At 68.7% G+C, this 17,863-nt stretch carries 13 protein-coding genes; 7 read left to right on the top strand and 6 right to left on the bottom strand.

Going from position 1 to position 17,863, the window contains the following annotated elements; translation table 11 throughout:
- Positions 1-88 precede the first annotated feature (88 nt).
- Genes HLA98_RS08320 through HLA98_RS08290 form a run of 7 tightly spaced genes read left to right on the top strand, consistent with a single transcriptional unit; the run spans position 89 to position 9,649 of the window.
- On the top strand, positions 89-1,285 hold the full coding sequence (locus HLA98_RS08320) for an MFS transporter (RefSeq protein ID WP_057500443.1): 1,197 nt from the start codon (positions 89-91) through the stop codon (positions 1,283-1,285).
- On the top strand, positions 1,282-2,475 hold the full coding sequence (locus HLA98_RS08315; RefSeq protein ID WP_057500441.1) for an isochorismate synthase: 1,194 nt from the start codon (positions 1,282-1,284) through the stop codon (positions 2,473-2,475). Before HLA98_RS08320 ends, HLA98_RS08315 begins: the two co-directional genes overlap by 4 nt.
- A complete protein-coding gene (locus tag HLA98_RS08310) occupies positions 2,472-4,124 on the top strand; it encodes a (2,3-dihydroxybenzoyl)adenylate synthase (RefSeq protein WP_057500439.1) in 1,653 nt (550 codons plus the stop codon). The genes HLA98_RS08315 and HLA98_RS08310 overlap by 4 nt, the downstream gene beginning before the upstream one ends.
- Positions 4,124-4,756: an isochorismatase family protein gene (locus HLA98_RS08305; RefSeq protein WP_057500437.1), complete on the top strand. Its 633-nt coding sequence runs from the start codon at positions 4,124-4,126 to the stop codon at positions 4,754-4,756. The genes HLA98_RS08310 and HLA98_RS08305 overlap by 1 nt, the downstream gene beginning before the upstream one ends.
- Positions 4,756-5,013, top strand: coding sequence for a phosphopantetheine-binding protein (locus HLA98_RS08300; protein ID WP_057500435.1), 258 nt, complete (start codon positions 4,756-4,758; stop codon positions 5,011-5,013). The genes HLA98_RS08305 and HLA98_RS08300 overlap by 1 nt, the downstream gene beginning before the upstream one ends.
- The gene (locus HLA98_RS08295) at positions 5,010-8,900 is read left to right on the top strand and encodes an enterobactin synthase subunit F (protein ID WP_057500434.1); all 3,891 of its coding nucleotides are present in this window, start codon (positions 5,010-5,012) and stop codon (positions 8,898-8,900) included. Before HLA98_RS08300 ends, HLA98_RS08295 begins: the two co-directional genes overlap by 4 nt.
- Complete coding sequence (locus HLA98_RS08290; RefSeq protein ID WP_057500433.1) at positions 8,891-9,649, top strand: 2,3-dihydro-2,3-dihydroxybenzoate dehydrogenase; 759 nt, start codon at positions 8,891-8,893, stop codon at positions 9,647-9,649. The genes HLA98_RS08295 and HLA98_RS08290 overlap by 10 nt, the downstream gene beginning before the upstream one ends.
- Positions 9,650-9,762: 113 nt before the next feature.
- On the opposite strand, the gene HLA98_RS08285 is transcribed toward HLA98_RS08290, so the two are convergent.
- The 6 genes from HLA98_RS08285 to HLA98_RS08260 form a co-directional block, all read right to left on the bottom strand.
- Positions 9,763-11,220 carry an esterase-like activity of phytase family protein gene (locus HLA98_RS08285; RefSeq protein ID WP_057500432.1) on the bottom strand — a complete coding sequence of 486 codons (1,458 nt, stop codon included), beginning with the start codon at positions 11,218-11,220 and terminating at the stop codon, positions 9,763-9,765.
- Between the two features lie 21 nt (positions 11,221-11,241).
- Entirely contained in the window at positions 11,242-13,560 is a 2,319-nt protein-coding gene (locus HLA98_RS08280; RefSeq protein WP_057500431.1) for a TonB-dependent receptor, read from the bottom strand.
- 314 nt (positions 13,561-13,874) lie between these two features.
- Positions 13,875-14,252: a DUF2894 domain-containing protein gene (locus HLA98_RS08275; RefSeq protein WP_057500430.1), complete on the bottom strand. Its 378-nt coding sequence runs from the start codon at positions 14,250-14,252 to the stop codon at positions 13,875-13,877.
- Positions 14,242-14,880 (bottom strand): OmpA family protein, encoded by a 639-nt coding sequence (locus HLA98_RS08270; protein ID WP_057500429.1) that lies wholly within the window; start codon positions 14,878-14,880, stop codon positions 14,242-14,244. Before HLA98_RS08270 ends, HLA98_RS08275 begins: the two co-directional genes overlap by 11 nt.
- Positions 14,877-17,141, bottom strand: coding sequence for a DUF802 domain-containing protein (locus tag HLA98_RS08265; protein ID WP_057500428.1), 2,265 nt, complete (start codon positions 17,139-17,141; stop codon positions 14,877-14,879). Before HLA98_RS08265 ends, HLA98_RS08270 begins: the two co-directional genes overlap by 4 nt.
- A 10-nt stretch (positions 17,142-17,151) precedes the next feature.
- The gene (locus tag HLA98_RS08260; protein WP_057500427.1) at positions 17,152-17,805 is read right to left on the bottom strand and encodes a DUF3348 family protein; all 654 of its coding nucleotides are present in this window, start codon (positions 17,803-17,805) and stop codon (positions 17,152-17,154) included.
- Between the last annotated feature and the right edge of the window lie 58 nt (positions 17,806-17,863).

Genomic DNA, 17,863 nt, shown 5'->3' with positions numbered 1-17,863 from the left:
AAGGTGGTGTCTGGTCCCGAGCAGGGCCGGCGCCGGGCGGGGCGCGCAGGCGCGCCCGGCCATCCTTTCCTGTTACGGCTGGTGTTCCATGCACGCACGTCCCGTCGTTCCCGGCTTGCCGGCGCTGGTGTTGGCTGCCCTGATCGGCACCATGGCGATGATGTCCTTCGTCGCTGTGATCGGCCCGGTGGTCCGCATGCTCGGCCTGTCCGAGTGGCATGCCGGCCTGTCGGTCACTGCCGCAGGCGTGTTGTGGATGCTGGCCGCGCGCCCCTGGGGCCAGCTCAGCGACCGCATCGGCCGCAAGCGCGTGCTGATGCTGGCGATGAGTGCCTACACCGTGGTCTACATCGCGCTGGCGGTGTTCATCGACATTGCCTTGCAGGCGGTGCCGCCGGTACTGGTGTCAGTGCTGGTGCTGGTCGGCGCGCGTGGCCTGATCGGCCTGTTCTATGCGGCGGTGCCTCCTACCGCAGCCGCGCTCATCGCCGACAAGGCACCGACCGGCCAACGTGCGAAATTCCTCGCCCGCCTGGGCAGCGCCAACGCGCTGGGCATGGTGCTCGGCCCGGCCGCCGCGGGCTGGCTGGCCTATACCAACCTGTCGCTGGCGCTGTACGTGGCCGCGCTGCTGCCGTTGCTGGCACTGGCGTTGCTGGCCTGGCGGCTGCCGGCGACACCCCCGGCAGCGGCTGGCAACGCACAACGCCGCACGCCGATGAGTCGCCTCGACACGCGCCTGCGCCTGCCGCAGCTGGCGGCGTTCATCGCGATGGTCTCGGTGACCATCGCGCAGGTCACGGTCGGCTTCTTCGCGATTGATCGCCTGGGCCTGGATGCGGCGGCCGGTGCACGCATGGCCGGCATTGCACTCACAGCGGTCGGCGTCGGCCTGATCCTGGCGCAGGCGCTGGTGATGAAGCTGGAGGTACATCCACGCCGCTGGATCGTCCTTGGCGCCCTGATTTCCGGCATTGGCTTTGCCTCGGTGGCGGGCGTGCAGCAGGCCTGGCAGTTGCCGGCGGCGTATGCGCTGGCCGCGTTTGGCATGGGCTTCGTATTCCCCTCGTTCCAGGCGCTGGCCGCCGATGCGGTGGAGGCGCACGAGCAGGGCGCCGCCGCCGGCACCGTCGCTGCCGCGCAGGGGCTGGGCATGGTGGCCGGGCCGATGCTCGGCACGCTGTTGTATCGCGGCGGGCCAAGCCTGCCTTACCTGCTGGTCGGCGCGCTGCTGCTGTTGCTGTGCGCGCTGGCTGCAGCGCATCGGATGAAGGAGACCCCATGAACGATTCCCTGATGCAGGGCGCGTGGCCGGAGGCTGCGCCAGTGCCGCAGGAGAGCACCGACGACGCGTCGCTGTTCCTGTTGCAGCATGCGGGCCAGCACGTGCACGCACGCGGCTGTCGCGCCACGCTGCCGGCCGGTGCGCTGGCGACCTTGGCAGAGCGCGTTGCGGCGTTCTTTGCCCAGCAGCGTGGCGGCCCGGGCCTGCTGGTGGGGGCGGTGCCGTTCGAACCGCGTGCGGACGACGCGTTGTACCAGCCCGAGCGCCTGCTGCCGGGGCTGGCACTGCAGCCGCAGGCCGCACCGCCGCTGGACGGTTCCCTGAAGGCCGAGCCTGCGCCGCAGGACTATGCGTCAGCGGTTGCCGCGGCGGTGCAGGTACTGCGCGCGCCCGAACTGAACCTCCAGAAGGTGGTGCTGGCGCGCAGCCTGCTGGCGCGCACCCGCCAGGCGCTGTTCCCGGACGTGCTGCTGGCACGTCTGGGCGCGGATCCGTCGGTGGCGACCTACGCGGTGCCGTTGCCGGTGGAGCCAGGGCAGGCGCCAGCATGGCTGGTGGGGGCAACCCCGGAACTGCTGCTGCGCAAGCGCGGCGCCGAGCTGTTGTCGCATCCGCTGGCCGGTTCCGCGCGGCGCAGCGCCGATGCCGCCGAGGACGAGCGTGCGGCGCAGGCGCTGCTGGCCTCGACCAAGGACCACGACGAGCACCGCCACGTGGTCGAAGCCATCGTCGAGGGGCTGGCACCGTACTGCAGCCACATCGATGCGCAGCCGCGGCCGGTGCTGCATGCCACCGCCAGCATGTGGCATCTGGGCACCCGCATCCACGCCACCCTGAAGGATCCGCAGACGTCGGCCGCCGAACTGCTGGCGCAGCTGCACCCCACGCCGGCGGTCTGCGGTACGCCGCGGTTGGCGGCGCTGCAGCGCATCCGCGAACTGGAGCCGGTGCCGCGTGGCTTCTATGCCGGCGCCGTGGGCTGGTTGGACGCGCAGGGTGACGGTGACTGGTACGTGGCGATCCGCTGCGCGCGCCTGCAGGGCACGCAGCTGCGCCTGTATGCCGGTGCCGGCATCGTCGCCGAGTCGCAACCCGAGGCCGAGGTGGCCGAAACCGCAGCGAAGTTCGCTGCCCTGTTGAACGCGCTGGGTGTCCATGAATCCGCGCCCGCCATCGAGCCTGCCGCATGAGTACCTCCACTGACTTTTCCCGCCTGCCACTGCAGCAGGTGTGGCCGGATGACCTGATGGCGCGCTATCGCGAGGCCGGTCATTGGCGTGGCGAGACCTTCCCGACGTTCCTGCGCGAGCGGGCGGAACGCTATGCCGACGACATCGCGGTGGTCGCCGGTGATGTCCGCCTGAGTTACGCGCAGCTGTGGCACGAGGCAGGACGCATCGGCGCGGGCCTGCTGGCGCTCGGCCTGCAGCCGGGCGAACGGGTGCTGGTGCAGCTGGGTAACACGGCAGGCTTCATCACCACGGTCTGCGGCCTGTTCCGTGCCGGGCTGGTGCCGGTGTATGCGTTGCCGGCGCACCGCATCACCGAGCTGGTCCACTTCGCCAACAAGGCTGAAGCCAGTGCCTACATCACCACCGCACTGTACGATGGCTTCGATCATCGCGGGCTGGCGCGGGCGCTGCAGGCCGAAATACCGGCCGTGCGCCATGTGGTGATCGACGGCGATGCGGCGGAGTTCATCGCGCTGGAGGCACTGCAGGGCGATCGCAGCCAGCTGCCGGCCGATCCGGACCCGCAGTCGGTGGCGTTCCTGCAGATTTCCGGAGGCAGCACCGGGCTGTCCAAGCTGATTCCGCGTACCCACGACGATTACATCTACTCGTTCCGCGCCAGCAATGACCTCTGCGGTATCGACCGCGACAGCGTCTACCTGGTCGCGCTGCCGGCCGCGCACAATTTCCCGATGAGCTCGCCCGGTTTCTTCGGCGCGCTGTATGCGGGTGCCCGAGTGGTGCTCAGTCCCGGCCCCGGTCCGGACGCGGCCTTCCCGCTGATCGCCCGCGAGCAGGTGACCTGCTGTGGGCTGGTGCCGCCGCTGGCGTTGCTGTGGGCACAGGCCGCCGCCACCAGCAAGCATGACCTGTCCAGCCTGCAGGTACTGCAGGTAGGCGGCGCCAAACTGGTGCCGGAGGCGGCGCGGCGCGTAATCGACGGCTTGGGCTGCACACTGCAGCAGGTGTTCGGCATGGCCGAAGGCCTGGTCAACTACACCCGGCTGGATGATCCGGAGGAACTGATCGTGGCCTGCCAGGGCCGGCCGATCAGTCCGGACGATGAAGTGCGCGTGGTCGATGACCATGACCAGCCGGTGGCCGAAGGCGAGGTGGGGCATCTGCTCACCCGTGGCCCGTACACCATCCGCGGCTACCACAACGATGCGGTGGCCAATGCGCGTTCGTTCACCGACGATGGCTTCTATCGCACCGGCGACCGCGTGCAGCAGCTGCCCGGAGGCTACCTGGTGGTGCAGGGCCGCGCCGGTGACCACATCAACCGTGCCGGCGAAAAGATCTCCGCCGAGGAGATCGAAGACCACCTGCTGGCACATCCGGGTGTGTTCGATGCCGCCGTGGTCTCCATTCCCGATGAGTACCTGGGCGAGCGCAGCTGCGCCTTCGTGATTCCGCAGGGCGAACCGTTCAAGGCGCCGGCGCTGAAGTCCTGGATGCGCGGTCGTGGCCTGGCGGCGTTCAAGGTGCCCGATCAGGTCTTGTTCGTCGACAGTTTCGATACAACCGCGGTCGGCAAGATCAGCCGCCGCGAACTGCGCGCGCAGTTGCGTGCGCGTCATCTGCAACAGACAGGAGGAACGCGCTGATGGCGCTGCCCCGTATCACCGATTACCCCTTGCCGACCGCCGCCGAACTGCCGCAGGCGCGCGGCCCGTGGCGCCCGCAGCGCGATCGTGTCGCCTTGCTGGTGCACGACATGCAGCGCTACTTCCTGGCTGCATTCGACGCCGGCAACGCACCGCTGCGGCCGGCCGTGGACAACATCGCACGCCTGCTGACGCATTGCCGCGCGCACGGTATTCCGGTGTTCTACACCGCCCAGCATGGCGACCAGGATCGCCGTGACCGTGGCCTGCAGGCCGACCTGTGGGGGCCGGGCATGCGCCGTAGCGCCGACCATGAACCGATCATCGAGGCGCTGGCACCGCAGCCGGGCGAGCACGTGCTGGTCAAGCACCGCTACAGCGCGTTCCAGCGCAGCAACCTGGAGACGCTGATGCGGGTGCGTGGCCGCGACCAGTTGCTGGTGACCGGCGTGTACGCCCATATCGGCTGCACCGCGACCGTGGTCGAGGCCTTCCAGCGCGATATCGAGGCCTTCATCGCCGCCGATGCGGTGGCGGACTTCTCGCGTGCCGATCACGATCAGGCGCTGCACTGGATCGCGCGCACCAGCGGGGTGCCGATGACCACCGACCAGCTGCTGGAGGTGCTGTGATGGCTGCCACGGGTGAGGTGCTGGATCTGGAGCGGATGCGTGCCGACGTGGCGCGCGTTCTGGAGTGCGAGCCAGCAGAGATCGGTGACGACGACAACCTGATCGACCTGGACCTGGACTCGATGCGCATGCTTGGCCTGGTCCTGGCCTGGGGCAACACCGGCCTGCCGATTGAGTTCTCGCAGTTGGCCGAGCACACCACGCTGCGCCAGTGGTGGAGTGTGGTGCAGCAACTGCAGGCCGCGCAGAACGCATGAACGCCGCCGCGCTGGCCACGCCGGTGGCATTGACCGAGGCCCAGGCCGGACTGTGGTTCGCACAGCGGTTGGCACCGGACAACCCGTCATTCAATACCGCGCATGCGGTGTGGATCGACGGCCCGCTGGACGTGGCCGCGTTCGTTGCAGCGGCAGACCAGGCTGCGGGCGAGGCGCAGGCCTTCGCGCTGCGCTTTGCCGAAGGGGCCGATGGCCAGCCGCTGCAGTGGCATGACCCGGCACACGTGCCGCTGCTTTCGGTGCGTGATGTTTCCGCCGCGGCGGATCCCTCCGCAGCCGCACGCAGCCTGATGCACGCTGACCGGATGAGCCCGGTCGACCCCACCCGCGACCGGATCAGCCAGCAGGTGCTGCTTGAGCTGGGCGGGCAGCGCTGGGTCTGGTACCTGCGCGTGCATCATCTGGCCGCCGATGGATACGGCATGGCGCTGTTCACCGATCGCGTCTGCGCGTTGTACGCCGGCCGCATGGGTGAGCCACTGCCGGGGCTGGCGGGCGTGCTGGCCGATGATGCCGCTTATCGTGCCGACCCGCGCCGCACGCAGGCCGGGCAATGGTGGCGCGAGCACATGCAGGGCGCACCGGCAGGCGTGGGCCTGGCCGGCACGCTCGCGGCCAGTGACGACGCGCTGCGCCGGGTGCAGCCGCTCGATGCGGCCTTCCGTGAGCAGCTGCTGCAGGCCTCGGCACGTTGGCTGCAGCCATGGCCGGATGTGCTGGCCGCGTTGTCGGCCGAGTACCTGCGGCGGATGAGCGCGGCCGATGAAGTGGTGCTGGGCGTGCCCTACATGGGGCGGCTCGGCAACGCGTCAGCGCGGGTGCCGGCGATGGTGATGAATGTACTGCCGCTTCGCGTGGCGGCCGGCGAGGGCAGCGTCGAGGCCTTTACCCGTGGGCTGGGCCGGCAGCTCGGCCAGGGCCGCAAGCACGGCCGCTACCGCGGCGAGCAGCTGCGCCGGGACCTGGGCCTGGTCGGCGCGCAGCAGCGCCTGTACGGCCCGCTGGTGAATGTACAGCCGTTCTACAAGCCGTTGGCGCTGACCGGCGTGCAGGCCACGCTGGAGGTGCTGTGCACCGGGCCGGTGGATGACCTGACGCTGGGCTTCCGTGGCGACGGCCAGAGTCTGCTGGATCTGGAGATCGAGGCCAATCCCGCGCTGTACAGTCGCGAGGATGTCGAGGCGCATGCGGCGCGGTTGCTGCATTTCGTGTCCGCGGCAGTGCAGGCTGACGATATCGCAGCCGTGCCTCTGGCGACGCCCGTGGAGGCGCAGCAGGTGCTGCATGGTTTCAATGCCACCGCGCACGCGCTGCCGGAGACGACCCTGGTCGAGCTGCTGCAGCAGGGCATGGATCGGGACCCGCACGCGCCGGCGCTGGTGTTCGGCGACGCTGCTTTGGATTACGCAACGCTGGAAGCGCGCAGTTTCGCGCTGGCGGCACAGCTGCGGGCGATGGATGTCGGCCCGGGCAGCGTGGTGGCGGTGGCATTGCCGCGCTCGCTGGAGCTGGTGATCGCGCTGGTTGCGGTGCTGCGCGCAGGCGCGGCCTATCTTCCGCTGGACCTTGCCCATCCCGATGAGCGGCTGGCGCGTATCCTCGCCTCGGCACAGCCTGTGTGCGTACTGGCTGCTTCCGAGGTTTCGGCGCGCATGGCTGGCGTAGCGGTGCTCGCGCCGGACCAGTGGACCGCGCTGAGCTTCGCCGCGCCGTGGGCCGATCCTTCGCCCAGCGATGCAGCCTATGTGATCTACACCTCCGGTTCGACCGGCGAGCCCAAGGGCGTGGTCATCGAACACCGTGCCATCGTCAACCGCCTGCTGTGGATGCGCGAGCACTACGGCATCCGTGCCGACGACCGCGTGCTGCAGAAGACCCCGGCCACCTTCGATGTCTCGGTCTGGGAGTTCTTCCTGCCGCTGCTGTGCGGGGCCACCCTGGTGGTCGCCGGGCCGGACGCGCACCGCGATCCCACTGAACTGGCGCGCTTGATCCGTGGGCATGGCATCACCACGGCGCATTTCGTGCCGTCGATGCTCGATGCCTTCCTCGCTGCGCCGGCCTCGGCGGGGCTGCAGCTGCGCCGGGTGTTCACCAGCGGTGAGGCGCTGGACGCTTCATTGCGCGACCGTTTCCACACACGCGTGCACGCAGAGCTGCACAACCTGTACGGCCCGACCGAGGCGGCGGTGGATGTCAGCTACTGGCCGGCGTCGGCGCAGGATCGCTCGCGACCGGTGCCGATCGGGTTCCCGGTCTGGAATACCCGCCTGTACGTGCTGGACGCCCGGATGCAGCCGGTGCCGGTCGGTGTGGCCGGTGACCTTTACCTGGGCGGGGTGCAGCTGGCACGCGGCTATCTCGGTCGCGAAGATCTGACTGCCGAACGCTTCATCGCGGATCCGTTCCGGGCGGGCGAGCGTATCTACCGCACCGGCGACGTAGCCCGTTGGCGCCGCGATGGTGCGGTCGAGTATCTCGGCCGCAGTGACCATCAGGTAAAACTGCGCGGCCTGCGTATCGAGCTGGGCGAGATAGAGGCGGCACTGCGCGATCTGCCCGGCATGGAGCGGGTGGAAGTGCTGCTGCGCCAGGATGCCCCGGGAGACGCCCGGCTGGTGGCCTACGTGCCAACCGCGCTTGCCGACGCCGTGACGCTGCGCAGCCACCTGGCCGCGCGGGTGCCGGACTACATGGTGCCCTCGGCGTTTGTCGGCGTGGACCACTGGCCGGTAACCGCCAACGGCAAGCTCGACCGCAACGCGTTGCCGAAGCCACCGCAACTTGAAGTCGTCGGCTTGGCGCCGCGCACGCCGTTGGAACAGGAACTCGCGTTGCTGTTCGCACAGGCGCTTGGGCGTGAGGCGCCGGTGGCGGTGGATGCGGACTTCTTCAGTCTCGGCGGTGACTCGCTGTCGGCGGTGCACCTGCTGCTGGCGATCGAGCAGCGCTGGCGCCGCGATCTGGGTCTGGGTGTTTTGTTTGCGCAGCCCACCGTGGCCGCGCTGGCGGTTCGTATTGCCGAACCGCCCGTGCTGGCCGATCACGCACTGGGGCCGGTGATCGCATTGGCCGAGCCCGACGCCGCCGGTCCTTCGCCGCTGTTCGTGCTGCATCCGGCCGGGGGCATCGCCTGGAACTACCGCACCCTGGCCCGGGCACTGCAGCCGGCACGCCCGGTGTACGGCCTGCAGTCGCCGGCACTGGACGCGCGGCAGCCGCTGCCGAGCAGCATCGAGGCGATGGCCAACGACTACGTACAGCGCGTGGTCGCATTGCAGCCGAAGGGGCCGGTGCATCTGCTGGGCTGGTCGGTGGGTGGCATCCTCGCCCAGGCGATGGCGGTGCGCCTGCATGAGATCGGCCGCGACGTCGGCGAGCTGGTGCTGCTGGACGCTTATCCCAGCGAGTGCTGGCGGGCCGAGCCGGAACCCGATGCCATCGCCGCATTGCGGGCACTGCTGGCGATTGCCGGTCATGACCCGGATGCGCATCCGGAACTGGACAGCCGTGAACGCATTCTGGCGTTTCTGCGTCGTGGCGGCAGTGCACTCGGCAGCCTGCCGGATGTGGTGCTCGATGGCGTGGTGCGGGCCGTGACCGGCACCAATCGACTGATCCGCGAACACATCCATCAACCGTTTGACGGCACGCTGGTGCACGTCCGTGCGGGCCGGGATCACCAGGCGCGACCGCAGCTGCAGTCGGCGTTGTGGCGGACGCACGCGCGCAAGGTGCAGGCGCTGGAACTGCCGTTCCTGCATGCCGAATTGACCGGCCGCGATGCGGTGGCGCAGCTGGCACCGTGGTTGTCGGCGCGACTGCGCCAATGGGACGAGCAACAGGAGATCGCAGCATGCAGTTGACCGGTTTTGAAGGCCGCGTGGCGTTGGTGACCGGCGCTTCCGGCGGCATCGGAGAGGCACTGGTTCGGTTGCTGGCCGAGGCCGGCTGCACGGTGGTGGCGACTGATCGCGAGACGCCGCGCGTGGCCGATACCCGGGTGACGTCGCTCGCACTCGATGTAACCGACAGCGCCGCCGTGGACGCCTTGGTGGATCAGGTCGAGTCCAGCATCGGGCCGATCATGCTGGCCGCCAGCGTGGCCGGCGTACTGCATGTGGGCGGCGTCACCGGGACCACCGACGACGACTGGCGCCGGGTGTTTGCAGTCAATGCCGATGGCGTGTTCCATGTCGGAAGGGCGTTGGCGCGGGTGATGTCACCGCGTCGGCAGGGCGCGATCGTTACCGTCAGCTCGAACGCGGCCGGCGTGCCGCGGCACGGTATGGCTGCCTATGCGGCCTCCAAGGCTGCGGCCACCATGTTCACGCGTTGCCTTGGGTTGGAACTGGCGCCACTGGGCATCCGCTGCAACATCGTCGCCCCGGGTTCAACACTGACCCCGATGCAGACCGGCATGTGGCAGGACGAGCACGGTGCCGAGCGCGTGATCGCCGGCAACCTGGAGACCTACAAGGCCGGCATTCCACTGCGCAAACTCGCCACCCCGGAGGACATCGCGCACTCGGTGATGTTCCTGCTGTCCGAACAGGCCGGGCATGTGGCGATGAGCGACCTGTATGTGGACGGCGGCGCCACCCTGCGTGGGTGAGCTTCTGTAGAGCCGAGCCCATGCTCGGCTGTTCCTTCAGAGATACGGATGCCTGAAGGAAAAGCAGCCGAGCATGGGCTCGGCTTTACAGAGAGCGTGACATCGGTTTGCGGTCAAGGCAGGGTCAGGCGGTAGACCAGCACGCGGTTGTCGTTGTCGTACGGGCTGTCGCAGGCCTGGCCCTGCATGCGGCAATGGCGGGCGATGAAGTCGTTGTCGTTGCCGATCAGCAGCAGTACGTCGTTCGGGTGCTGCGGGTCCAGCGCCGGCAGCACGTCCATGGCTTCCCACTTCTCTGACAGCAGTCCGGCATGTGGGCCGCGCTTTGTGTCCAGGTCCAGCCCGGCACGGGCCAACTGCGGGCGGTCGAGCAGGTTCAGCAGCTCGTCGCTGCGTGCGGGCACGATGTCGGCCTTCAGCGCGGTACCCGCCGGGTCGGCCAGCACCGAGGCCGTACCGGACTCATGGTTGCTTCCCGCCAGGTTGCTGGCATCGCCCACATCCACCAGCAGCACCGACTTGTAGACGATCGGGTCGTCGCCGTCCTTGCCCAGCCCGTTGCCATCGCGGGCCAGCAGCAGGAAGCGGGTGGCATCCAGCGCACGCAGCTCGCTCTGCGCGGCGGTGCGGTCCAGCTTGCGCTTGCCATCGTGCGCGTAGGCGGGCAGGGCCATCACGTAATGGCCGATCGGCTGCTGTGGCGTTGGCGAGGCCGTCACGTCGTAGACCAGTACGCGGGTGTTGATGCGGCCCGCCGCGTTGCCCTGCGCGCTGTCCTGCAGCGTAGCGCTCTGCAGGGCGACGAACAGGCGGGTGCCGTCGGGTGACAGGCCCATGCCTTCCACGCCCTGGTTGTTGCGTCGGCCGGTCTGCGGTGGCGCCAGCGAACCGAACGCCGGCTTGCCGTCGCGCTGCGGACGGATCGCGGGCGGTGCCACGATCACACCCTGCAACTGGCCGTGCGCATCGAAGTAGTAGACGTTGGCGGTGTACTCGTCGCCGATATAGAAGTGGCCATCTGCGGTGAACTGCAGTGACTCAGCATCCAGCGAGACCTTGCCCGCACCGGCGCCGCTGGCCGGCGAAGGCAGCACCACCTGGCGCTGGGTGACCGTGTGGTCACCCGGGTCGGCACCGGTGAACGGCTGCCCGTTGAAATCCTTCAGTACCACGCCCTTGTCGGGCACCATCGTCAACGTGCCAAGCTCGGGCTTTCCCGGGGAAACGTCGATGCGCAGCTGCATGCGCTCGACGCGGCCGGTGTAGTCGTAGAACAGGCCTGCCTCGGGATCGTTGCGGCCGCGGTCGGGCAGGGTCCACAGCACGCCTTCGTAGCCGTTGGCAGTGCGCTTCCAGGTGCCGGGCTGCACCGCCAGCGACGAGAACGATCCCAGCGTGTCGCCCAGGAAGTCCACCGTGCCCGCCGGCAGCCGCCCGGCGGCGACCAGGCCTTTGTCCACATAGGTGCGACCGCCCAGCTGCAGGGTGCGCGGCGCTGCGCCCGTCGCCTCATGCGGAGCGGAGTATCCGCTGGCGGAGAGCGTGGCCAGCAGCAGGGCGGTCGTGAGCATCGGTGGACTCCGGGCGGTCAATCAGAAGCGAAGGTCGATCGTACCGAACACCTGGCGCGGTGCCGAGGCATGGAACACATACAGCTTGCCGGCAGGGTCGCTGGGCGCGAACACGCTCGAATCCAGGTTGCTGGCATAGCGCTTGTTGGTCAGGTTGGTCACGTTGAACGACAGGCGCGCGCCCTTGGCGAAGCCGACCTGGCCGAAGTCATAGCCACCGGCCAGATCGAACACGGTAAAGCCGCCGAAGCCCTGGTCGTTGGTGTAAGTGTAGAAGCGTTCGCCGGTGTACTTGCCGCGCAGGCTGGCAAACCAGCCGTTGTCGCGCCAGGTGATCTCGGTGGCCAGCAGCTGCTTGGGTGTATCGGTCTGGATCTTGCCCTTGATCTGCTGCTCGACGCCGGCCTGCACGTAGTTCGACGCATAGGTCGAGCGGTTCAGCGAGGCCGAGGTGTACCAGCTGAAGTGCTCGTTGGGGGTCCACAGCACGGTCAGCTCGGCACCACGGCTGTCGACGCCGCCCACGTTGTAGAAGCGGTTGCCGCAGGTCGGGCCGACCGGCTGCCGCGAGTCGCAGGGGTTGTACTGCAGCAGGCGGTTGTCGAAGCGCACGCTGTAGGCCGCGACCGAGGCCTGCAGGGTATTGGTGACGAAGCGGTAGCCGGCTTCGAGTGAGCGCGATTCCTCCGGCTTCAGGTTGCCCTGCGCATTCCAGGTGGCCTGGCTGACCGCCTGCGGGCCCAGCTTGAACCCGCCCTGGAACATGGCGATGTTCTCGGCGTAGCTGGCGAACACTTCATGGTGCTCGGCCAGGCGGAAATTGGCACCGATGCTGGGCAGGAAGTTTTTGCTGGCCTTCAACGAGCCGGTGGCGAACTGGTTGTTCGAGGCCGGCGGGATCGGCGTCTTCGCGTCACCGGGCAGGGCCTGTGCATCGGAGGTGGCATGTGGGCTCTTGGCGCCGAATTCCAGCGTCAGGCGATCATCAAGCAGGCGCCAGGTGTCTTTCAGGAAGAACTGATGGGTCTTCCAGCGCGTGCGCTGGGCGAACACGCCGACGTCGGAGGGCAGGGTGTTCATGCCACTCAGGTCGCGCGGGCCATCCACGGCGGTCTGGTAGCGCTCGGCGCTGCTGGTATTGCGCTCGTACCAGACGCCGCCTTCGATGCGATGTGCGCCCAGCTCCCAGTCGAACGACAGCGTGCCGCCATCGCGGTCGATGGTGTAGATGGTGTTGCGGAAGATGATCGGAATCTCCTGCGCCGTGCCCTTGTTCGACCACGCGCCACTGTTCCAGTTGTGGCCTTCGCCACGGTCATCGTGGTGGTAGGCCAGCGCCCGCAGGCTGAAGCCATCGGCCAGGAAGAAGTCGCCGGCCAGGTAGTACAGGTTGTCATCGCGCAGGATCTGCCCGGCGGTGAAGGCACCATCGGCATCCTTGTCCGGGCCGCTGTTGTCGCACTTCTTCGCGTTGAAGCTGGCAGTGTTGCAGTAGGCTTTGGCCACGGCCTTGTTCCAGTCCGGCGCGTAGCCGCCCCAGTCCCAGCCGAGGCCGCGCGACATCTCGTCCTTGGACAGGTAGAAGTAGTCAGCCTGCGTGGTCCGCGAGGTATCGACGAAACCGGTGATCTGGCCGCGGCCGAAGTTCCACACGCCCTTGGCATTGAACTGCTTGGTGGTGGATTTGTTGTAGGCGGTCTGGTCGTTCCACAGATCGGAGACGGCATTCATGCCGGAGACGTAGCCGGAGAAACCGTTGTACTCGCCGCTGTCCACGCGCACGAAAGTGCGACGATTGGCATCGCTGCCGAAGGTCTGCGCCACGCGGCCGCCGAGTTCCTGGGCCGGGCGGTCGGAGGTGTACGAGATGGTGCCACCGAGGTTGCTGGTGGACGGCGTGCCGAGGCTGCCGATGCCCACCGCCAGCTCGGCGCCGGCCATGTTCTCGCTGATCAGCGCACGGTTGATGGTCAGGCCGTTGTAGTTGTTGTACGCGCCATCGCCCAGCGGCACGCCGTCCAACGTGTAACCGAGACGGGTGGAGTTGAAGCCGCGCAGGCTGAGCGTCATCGACTGCTCGTTGGTGCCCAGCGCATCGGCCGACTGCGCGTTGACGCCCGGCAGCAGGTTCAGGGTCTTCTGCAGGCTGGTCCCCGGCGGCAGGATGTCGAGGTTCTCGCGGGTGATGCGCTGCACCTGGCGCGCTTCACCGCTGCCGATCACCGAGACCGCATCGAGGGTGGTGGCGGAGGGTGTGCTGGAGGTCGGGGCAGCATCCTGCGCCCAGGCGGCAGGAGCGAGCGCGATCGACAGCGCGGCGGCCAACAAAGTTTTCGTCATGTTACGGACACTCAGGCAGGCACGAGCCGCCGCGTGGGCGCGGAGCTCATGGCGTTTGAAGAGGGAGATAGCCGATGCGACCGGCAGGCACTGCAGGCGCCGTGGGTCAACGTGAAAATGGTGCGCTAGACAGATGACTGTCTGGTGACACCGCTACACGCGTGGCATGTCGACGCATGCATTGGTGGATGCCAACCTTGGTTGGCATGCGCGGCGTCGTTGGTGGAGCGCCAACCAAGGTTGGCGTCTACCAGAAGCGCGGATCAGGATTGTCGTATCCAGGAACGCCGAACGAGGTCGGCGTCAGTGTGCGATCAACCCGCGTTGCGCGGCTTGCGCGTGCGCTTCGGCTTTGCGTTGTCACCGCCGCTGGCGGCGCCATCCTGCAGCGCCTGCAGCCAGGACAACGTATCCACGTAATCGATGAAGTGGCGCAGGTAGCCGGGGCTGGTCGCCTGCATCGTGTCCAGCATGCGCTGCACCAGCACCGCCGAGTTCAGCGGGCCGCCGTCGGCCGGGGCTTCGGCGCGCAGTGAGCGACGCACCTGCAGTTCGCTGCGCAGCTCCGACCATTCACGCTGCACCTGCTGCAGCATCGGCACCTGCGGGTAATGCGGCAGCGAGCGCGACCCCGCATCGAGGTCGCGCACCAGTGCGCGCAGGCCTTCGAGCGCTGGCGGCTTACTTGGCATCCGGCGCCTTGGGCTTGGGAATCGGCGCGATCTCCACGCGGCGGTTGCGTGCGCGGCCTTCTTCATTGGCATTGGAACTGACCGGCTGCTCGCTGCCGAACGCGGCGGCGAACACGGCGTCGGCCGGTACGCCATCGGTGATCAGGGTGCGGGTCACGGTCAGCGACCGCTGCGCCGACAGCTCCCAGTTGTCGGCGAAACGCCGGTTGCCTTCGCGCACCGGCGCGTCATCGGTGAAGCCGCTGACCATCAGGATCTCTTCGCGGCTGCCCAGGTAGGCGGCCAGCGGTGCGGCCAGGCTGCGCAGCAGCTCCTGGCCTTCCGGCTGCAGCTGGTCGGAGTTCAGCGCGAACAGCACGCTGCCGCTGATGCCGATGCGGCCATCCACCAGCGTCACGCGACCGGCGGCCAGCGGGCCGGCCAGTGCCTGCTCCAGGGTCTGCAGGCGCTTGGCTTCGGCCTGGCGCTGCTTCACTTCCTGGTCCAGCCGCTGCGACAGTTCCAGCTGCACGGCAACCACGCCGACCAGGATCAGCACGAACGCGCCCAGCAGCACCGACATCAGGTCGCCAAAGGCGGCCCAGATCGGGGCATGCGAGCCGCCGTCGACTTCCAGCTCGTCGCTCATGCGCTACCGGCCTTGCCGCGGCGTGTGGCCAGCTGCTGCAGTTCTTCCATCACCTGCTTCTGCGACAGCAGGCTGAGGTCGACCACCTCGCGCGCCTGCGCCACGTAGTAGGCCAGCTGCTCATCGCTGCGGGCCAGCGAGGCATCCAGTGCACCACCAATCTGTTCCAGGCGGCCGGACAGCTCGGTGGAGGCGCTGCCGAACTGCGCGACCGCCTCACCAAAGGTGCTGGCCAACTGGCCCACTTCACCGGCGCTGACGTTGAGCGCTGCGGCGATGCCGTCCAGCTTCCCGGTCTCGGCGGCGATATGGTCGGTGAAGCGGTTGCCGACGCGCTCCAGCAGCTCGGCCGAACCACCGACCAGCGCGTCCACCGCGGTGCGCTGTTCGTGCGAAGCATGGTTGATCGCATCGAGCAGGGTCTGCACGGTGGCCAGCAGGCGTCCGCGCTCTTCCAGCATCGCGTTGTCACGCGCCAGGCTTTCAGAGAGCGTGCTGCGCAGCTCGTTGATGACGTCGACAGCAGCCTTCGGCGCGGCGGCGGCAGTCTGCAGCAGGGTCGACACTTCGGCCAGCGTTGCGCTGGCCTGTGCACGACCGTTCTCGCCGATCTGCTGAGCGGTGGCGGCCAGCGTGTCGCAGACCTGCTGCTGCTGCGCAGCCAGGCGCTCGCCATTGGCCTGCAGGCGCTCGGCCAGCTCGGCGGAAACGTGCTGCAAGGCATCGCTCCAGCGTTGCAGGCGCTGTTCGTCGCCGGCCTGCAGCTGCGCCTGCAGCGTGGCGTGGGCCTGCTGCAGCTCGGCGCTGACCGCGTCCCAGCGTGCCTGGCGTTGCTGTTCGCGGCTGTCCAGGCTGGCCTGCAGTTCGGCATGCGCGGTCGCGGCGGCGGCCTGCGCGGCCTGCCAATCCTGCGAGCGCTGCTGTTCGTGGTCCTGCAGCAGCGACTGGCTGGCGCTGTGCTGCTGCTCCAGTGCCTGCAGCAACGCCTGCGCGTGCTCCTCCAGCTGCTGACCGGCTGCGAGCAGCGCCTGCTGCTGGCGCTCGACCAGCGCGCTGTTCAGGGCCTGCTGCTGTTCGGCGGCGGCGCGCAAGGCCTCTGCATTGCCCTGTGCATCGGCCTGCAGGCGCTCGCCGATGCGCGCGACCAGCGCTTCGGCATGCGTGGCCTGGCCATCGCTGAAGGCCTGCAGGTGCTGGCGCAGATCACCCACCAGTGCCTGTTGTGCCTGGGTCTGTTCACTCACCACCTTGGCCCAGCTGGCCTCGGTGGCGACGCGGCTGCGCTCGAAACCGTCGCTCAGGCCGGCCAGCTGCTGCTGCACGGCCTGCTCGACGCGGGCGTGCAGTGCTTCGCCGTGACGGGCCAGGCCTGCCAGGGTGGTCTCGGCCATCGGCTGCAGCGCGCCACCGATGGCGGCGGCGCTGGCTTCAGCCCCTTCGCGCAGCGACTGCTGCAGCGAGACCGCCAGGCGCTCCTGCAGCGCCTGGCTCTGAGTCAGGAACTCGGCCTGGCCGGCCAGCAGGCGTTCATTGGCGGCCGAACTGTGCTGTTCAAAGGTGCTGGTCATTGCCTGCAGGCGGTCGACCAGCGCCGGCAGCGCCGCGGACTGTGCCTGCAGCAGGCGCAGCGATTCGGCGCGCTGCCAGGCCTGCGAGTACGGATGCAGGTCACCGGCAATGGCGCGGTCCAGCTGCTGCACGGCCTGCAGGCGGTCACGACGCAGCAGCGCTGCCAGCAAGCCGAGCATGGCCGAGCTGGCCACACCGGCGATCGAGGTACCGAAGGCCACCGCCAGGCCCTGCACCGGCGAGGCCAGCGAGCCGCGGATCGCGGCCATGTCGGTCGCGCTCTGCAGGGCCAGTCCGGTGCCACGCAGCGTGTCCATCATGCCCAGCAGGGTGCCGAGCATGCCCAGCAGCACCAGCAGGCCAACGAGGTACGGGGTCAGTACCGGTGCGGGCAGGGCAGTGCGCTCGCCTTCCACGCGCAGGCGCACGGCGTTGCGCAGGCCCACCGGCACGCGCTCCAGCCAGGGGGCGAGGCTTTCCTTCGCGCTGGACAGATCGTTCAGTGCGGCGCGCAGGCCGTTGCTGGCCTGGCGGTAGCGGTACAGCTCCACGCCACCGGCGATGTAGCAGGCCGCGATGATCGCCGCCACCGCTGCACCCAGCGGGTGCACCGAAACGTAGCCAATGCCGATCCAGCACACGGCCAGCAGGCCGACAAGGAAAACAACGACATGGAAAGCAGTTCTGGACATGGTGTTCCGGTCAGTGGGAGCGCAGGGCGTCTTGCAGCCCTTCGATCGGGTGGAAGCGCAGCTGCAGTTCGGCGAGCAGCAGCGTGCGCATGTCTTGGCGGAAGGCCGCGCGCCAACCGGGCTGGCCGTGCACGCGTTCAAAACGGGCGCCGAGCACCGCCGGCGCCGTGGCCAGCAGGCTGTGTTCGCGTGGGGTAAGGGTCTGTTCTATCACCGCATCGACCTCGGCCAGCCGCGCCAGCTCGGGCGAAACCTGCACCAGCTGGTCGCGCAGGCGGCCGCGCAGGCGCCCGGTGGCGGTCTGGATGGCCTGCTGCAGCACCCGGTAGCGCTGGCGCAGCGAGGCGAAGTTGGGTACAGCGGCGGCTTCGGCCAGGTCCAGCAGGCGCTCGGCTTCGGCATCCTCACTGATCGAGGCCAGCAGGCTGGCGTGCGCCTGCGCGCAGTCGGCCAGCACATCCTCGAGCGCTTCGGCGGCTTCACCGGGCTCGGGCAGGCGTCCGCCGAGCGCCCCGGACAGGGCCACGGCACGGCTCCAGTCCACCCACTGGCCGAGGCGATCGGTCAGGGCGGGACTGGTGGCCGGCATCGCGCCGTCGCTGAGACGGGCGAGCAGGCGGAGGAACTCCGGTCCGCCCAGGACCGGCTGCGCTGCGTTCGCCATCAAGGGGTTGGGGCCAAAAACCGTTGATTTTACAACCAGATGACCCGGCCTGGATGAA

This window comes from Stenotrophomonas africana (genome assembly GCF_013004645.1).
Lineage (GTDB): Bacteria > Pseudomonadota > Gammaproteobacteria > Xanthomonadales > Xanthomonadaceae > Stenotrophomonas > Stenotrophomonas africana.
Note: the sequence above shows the minus strand (reverse complement) of the source record. Positions and strands in the feature narration are given on the sequence as shown.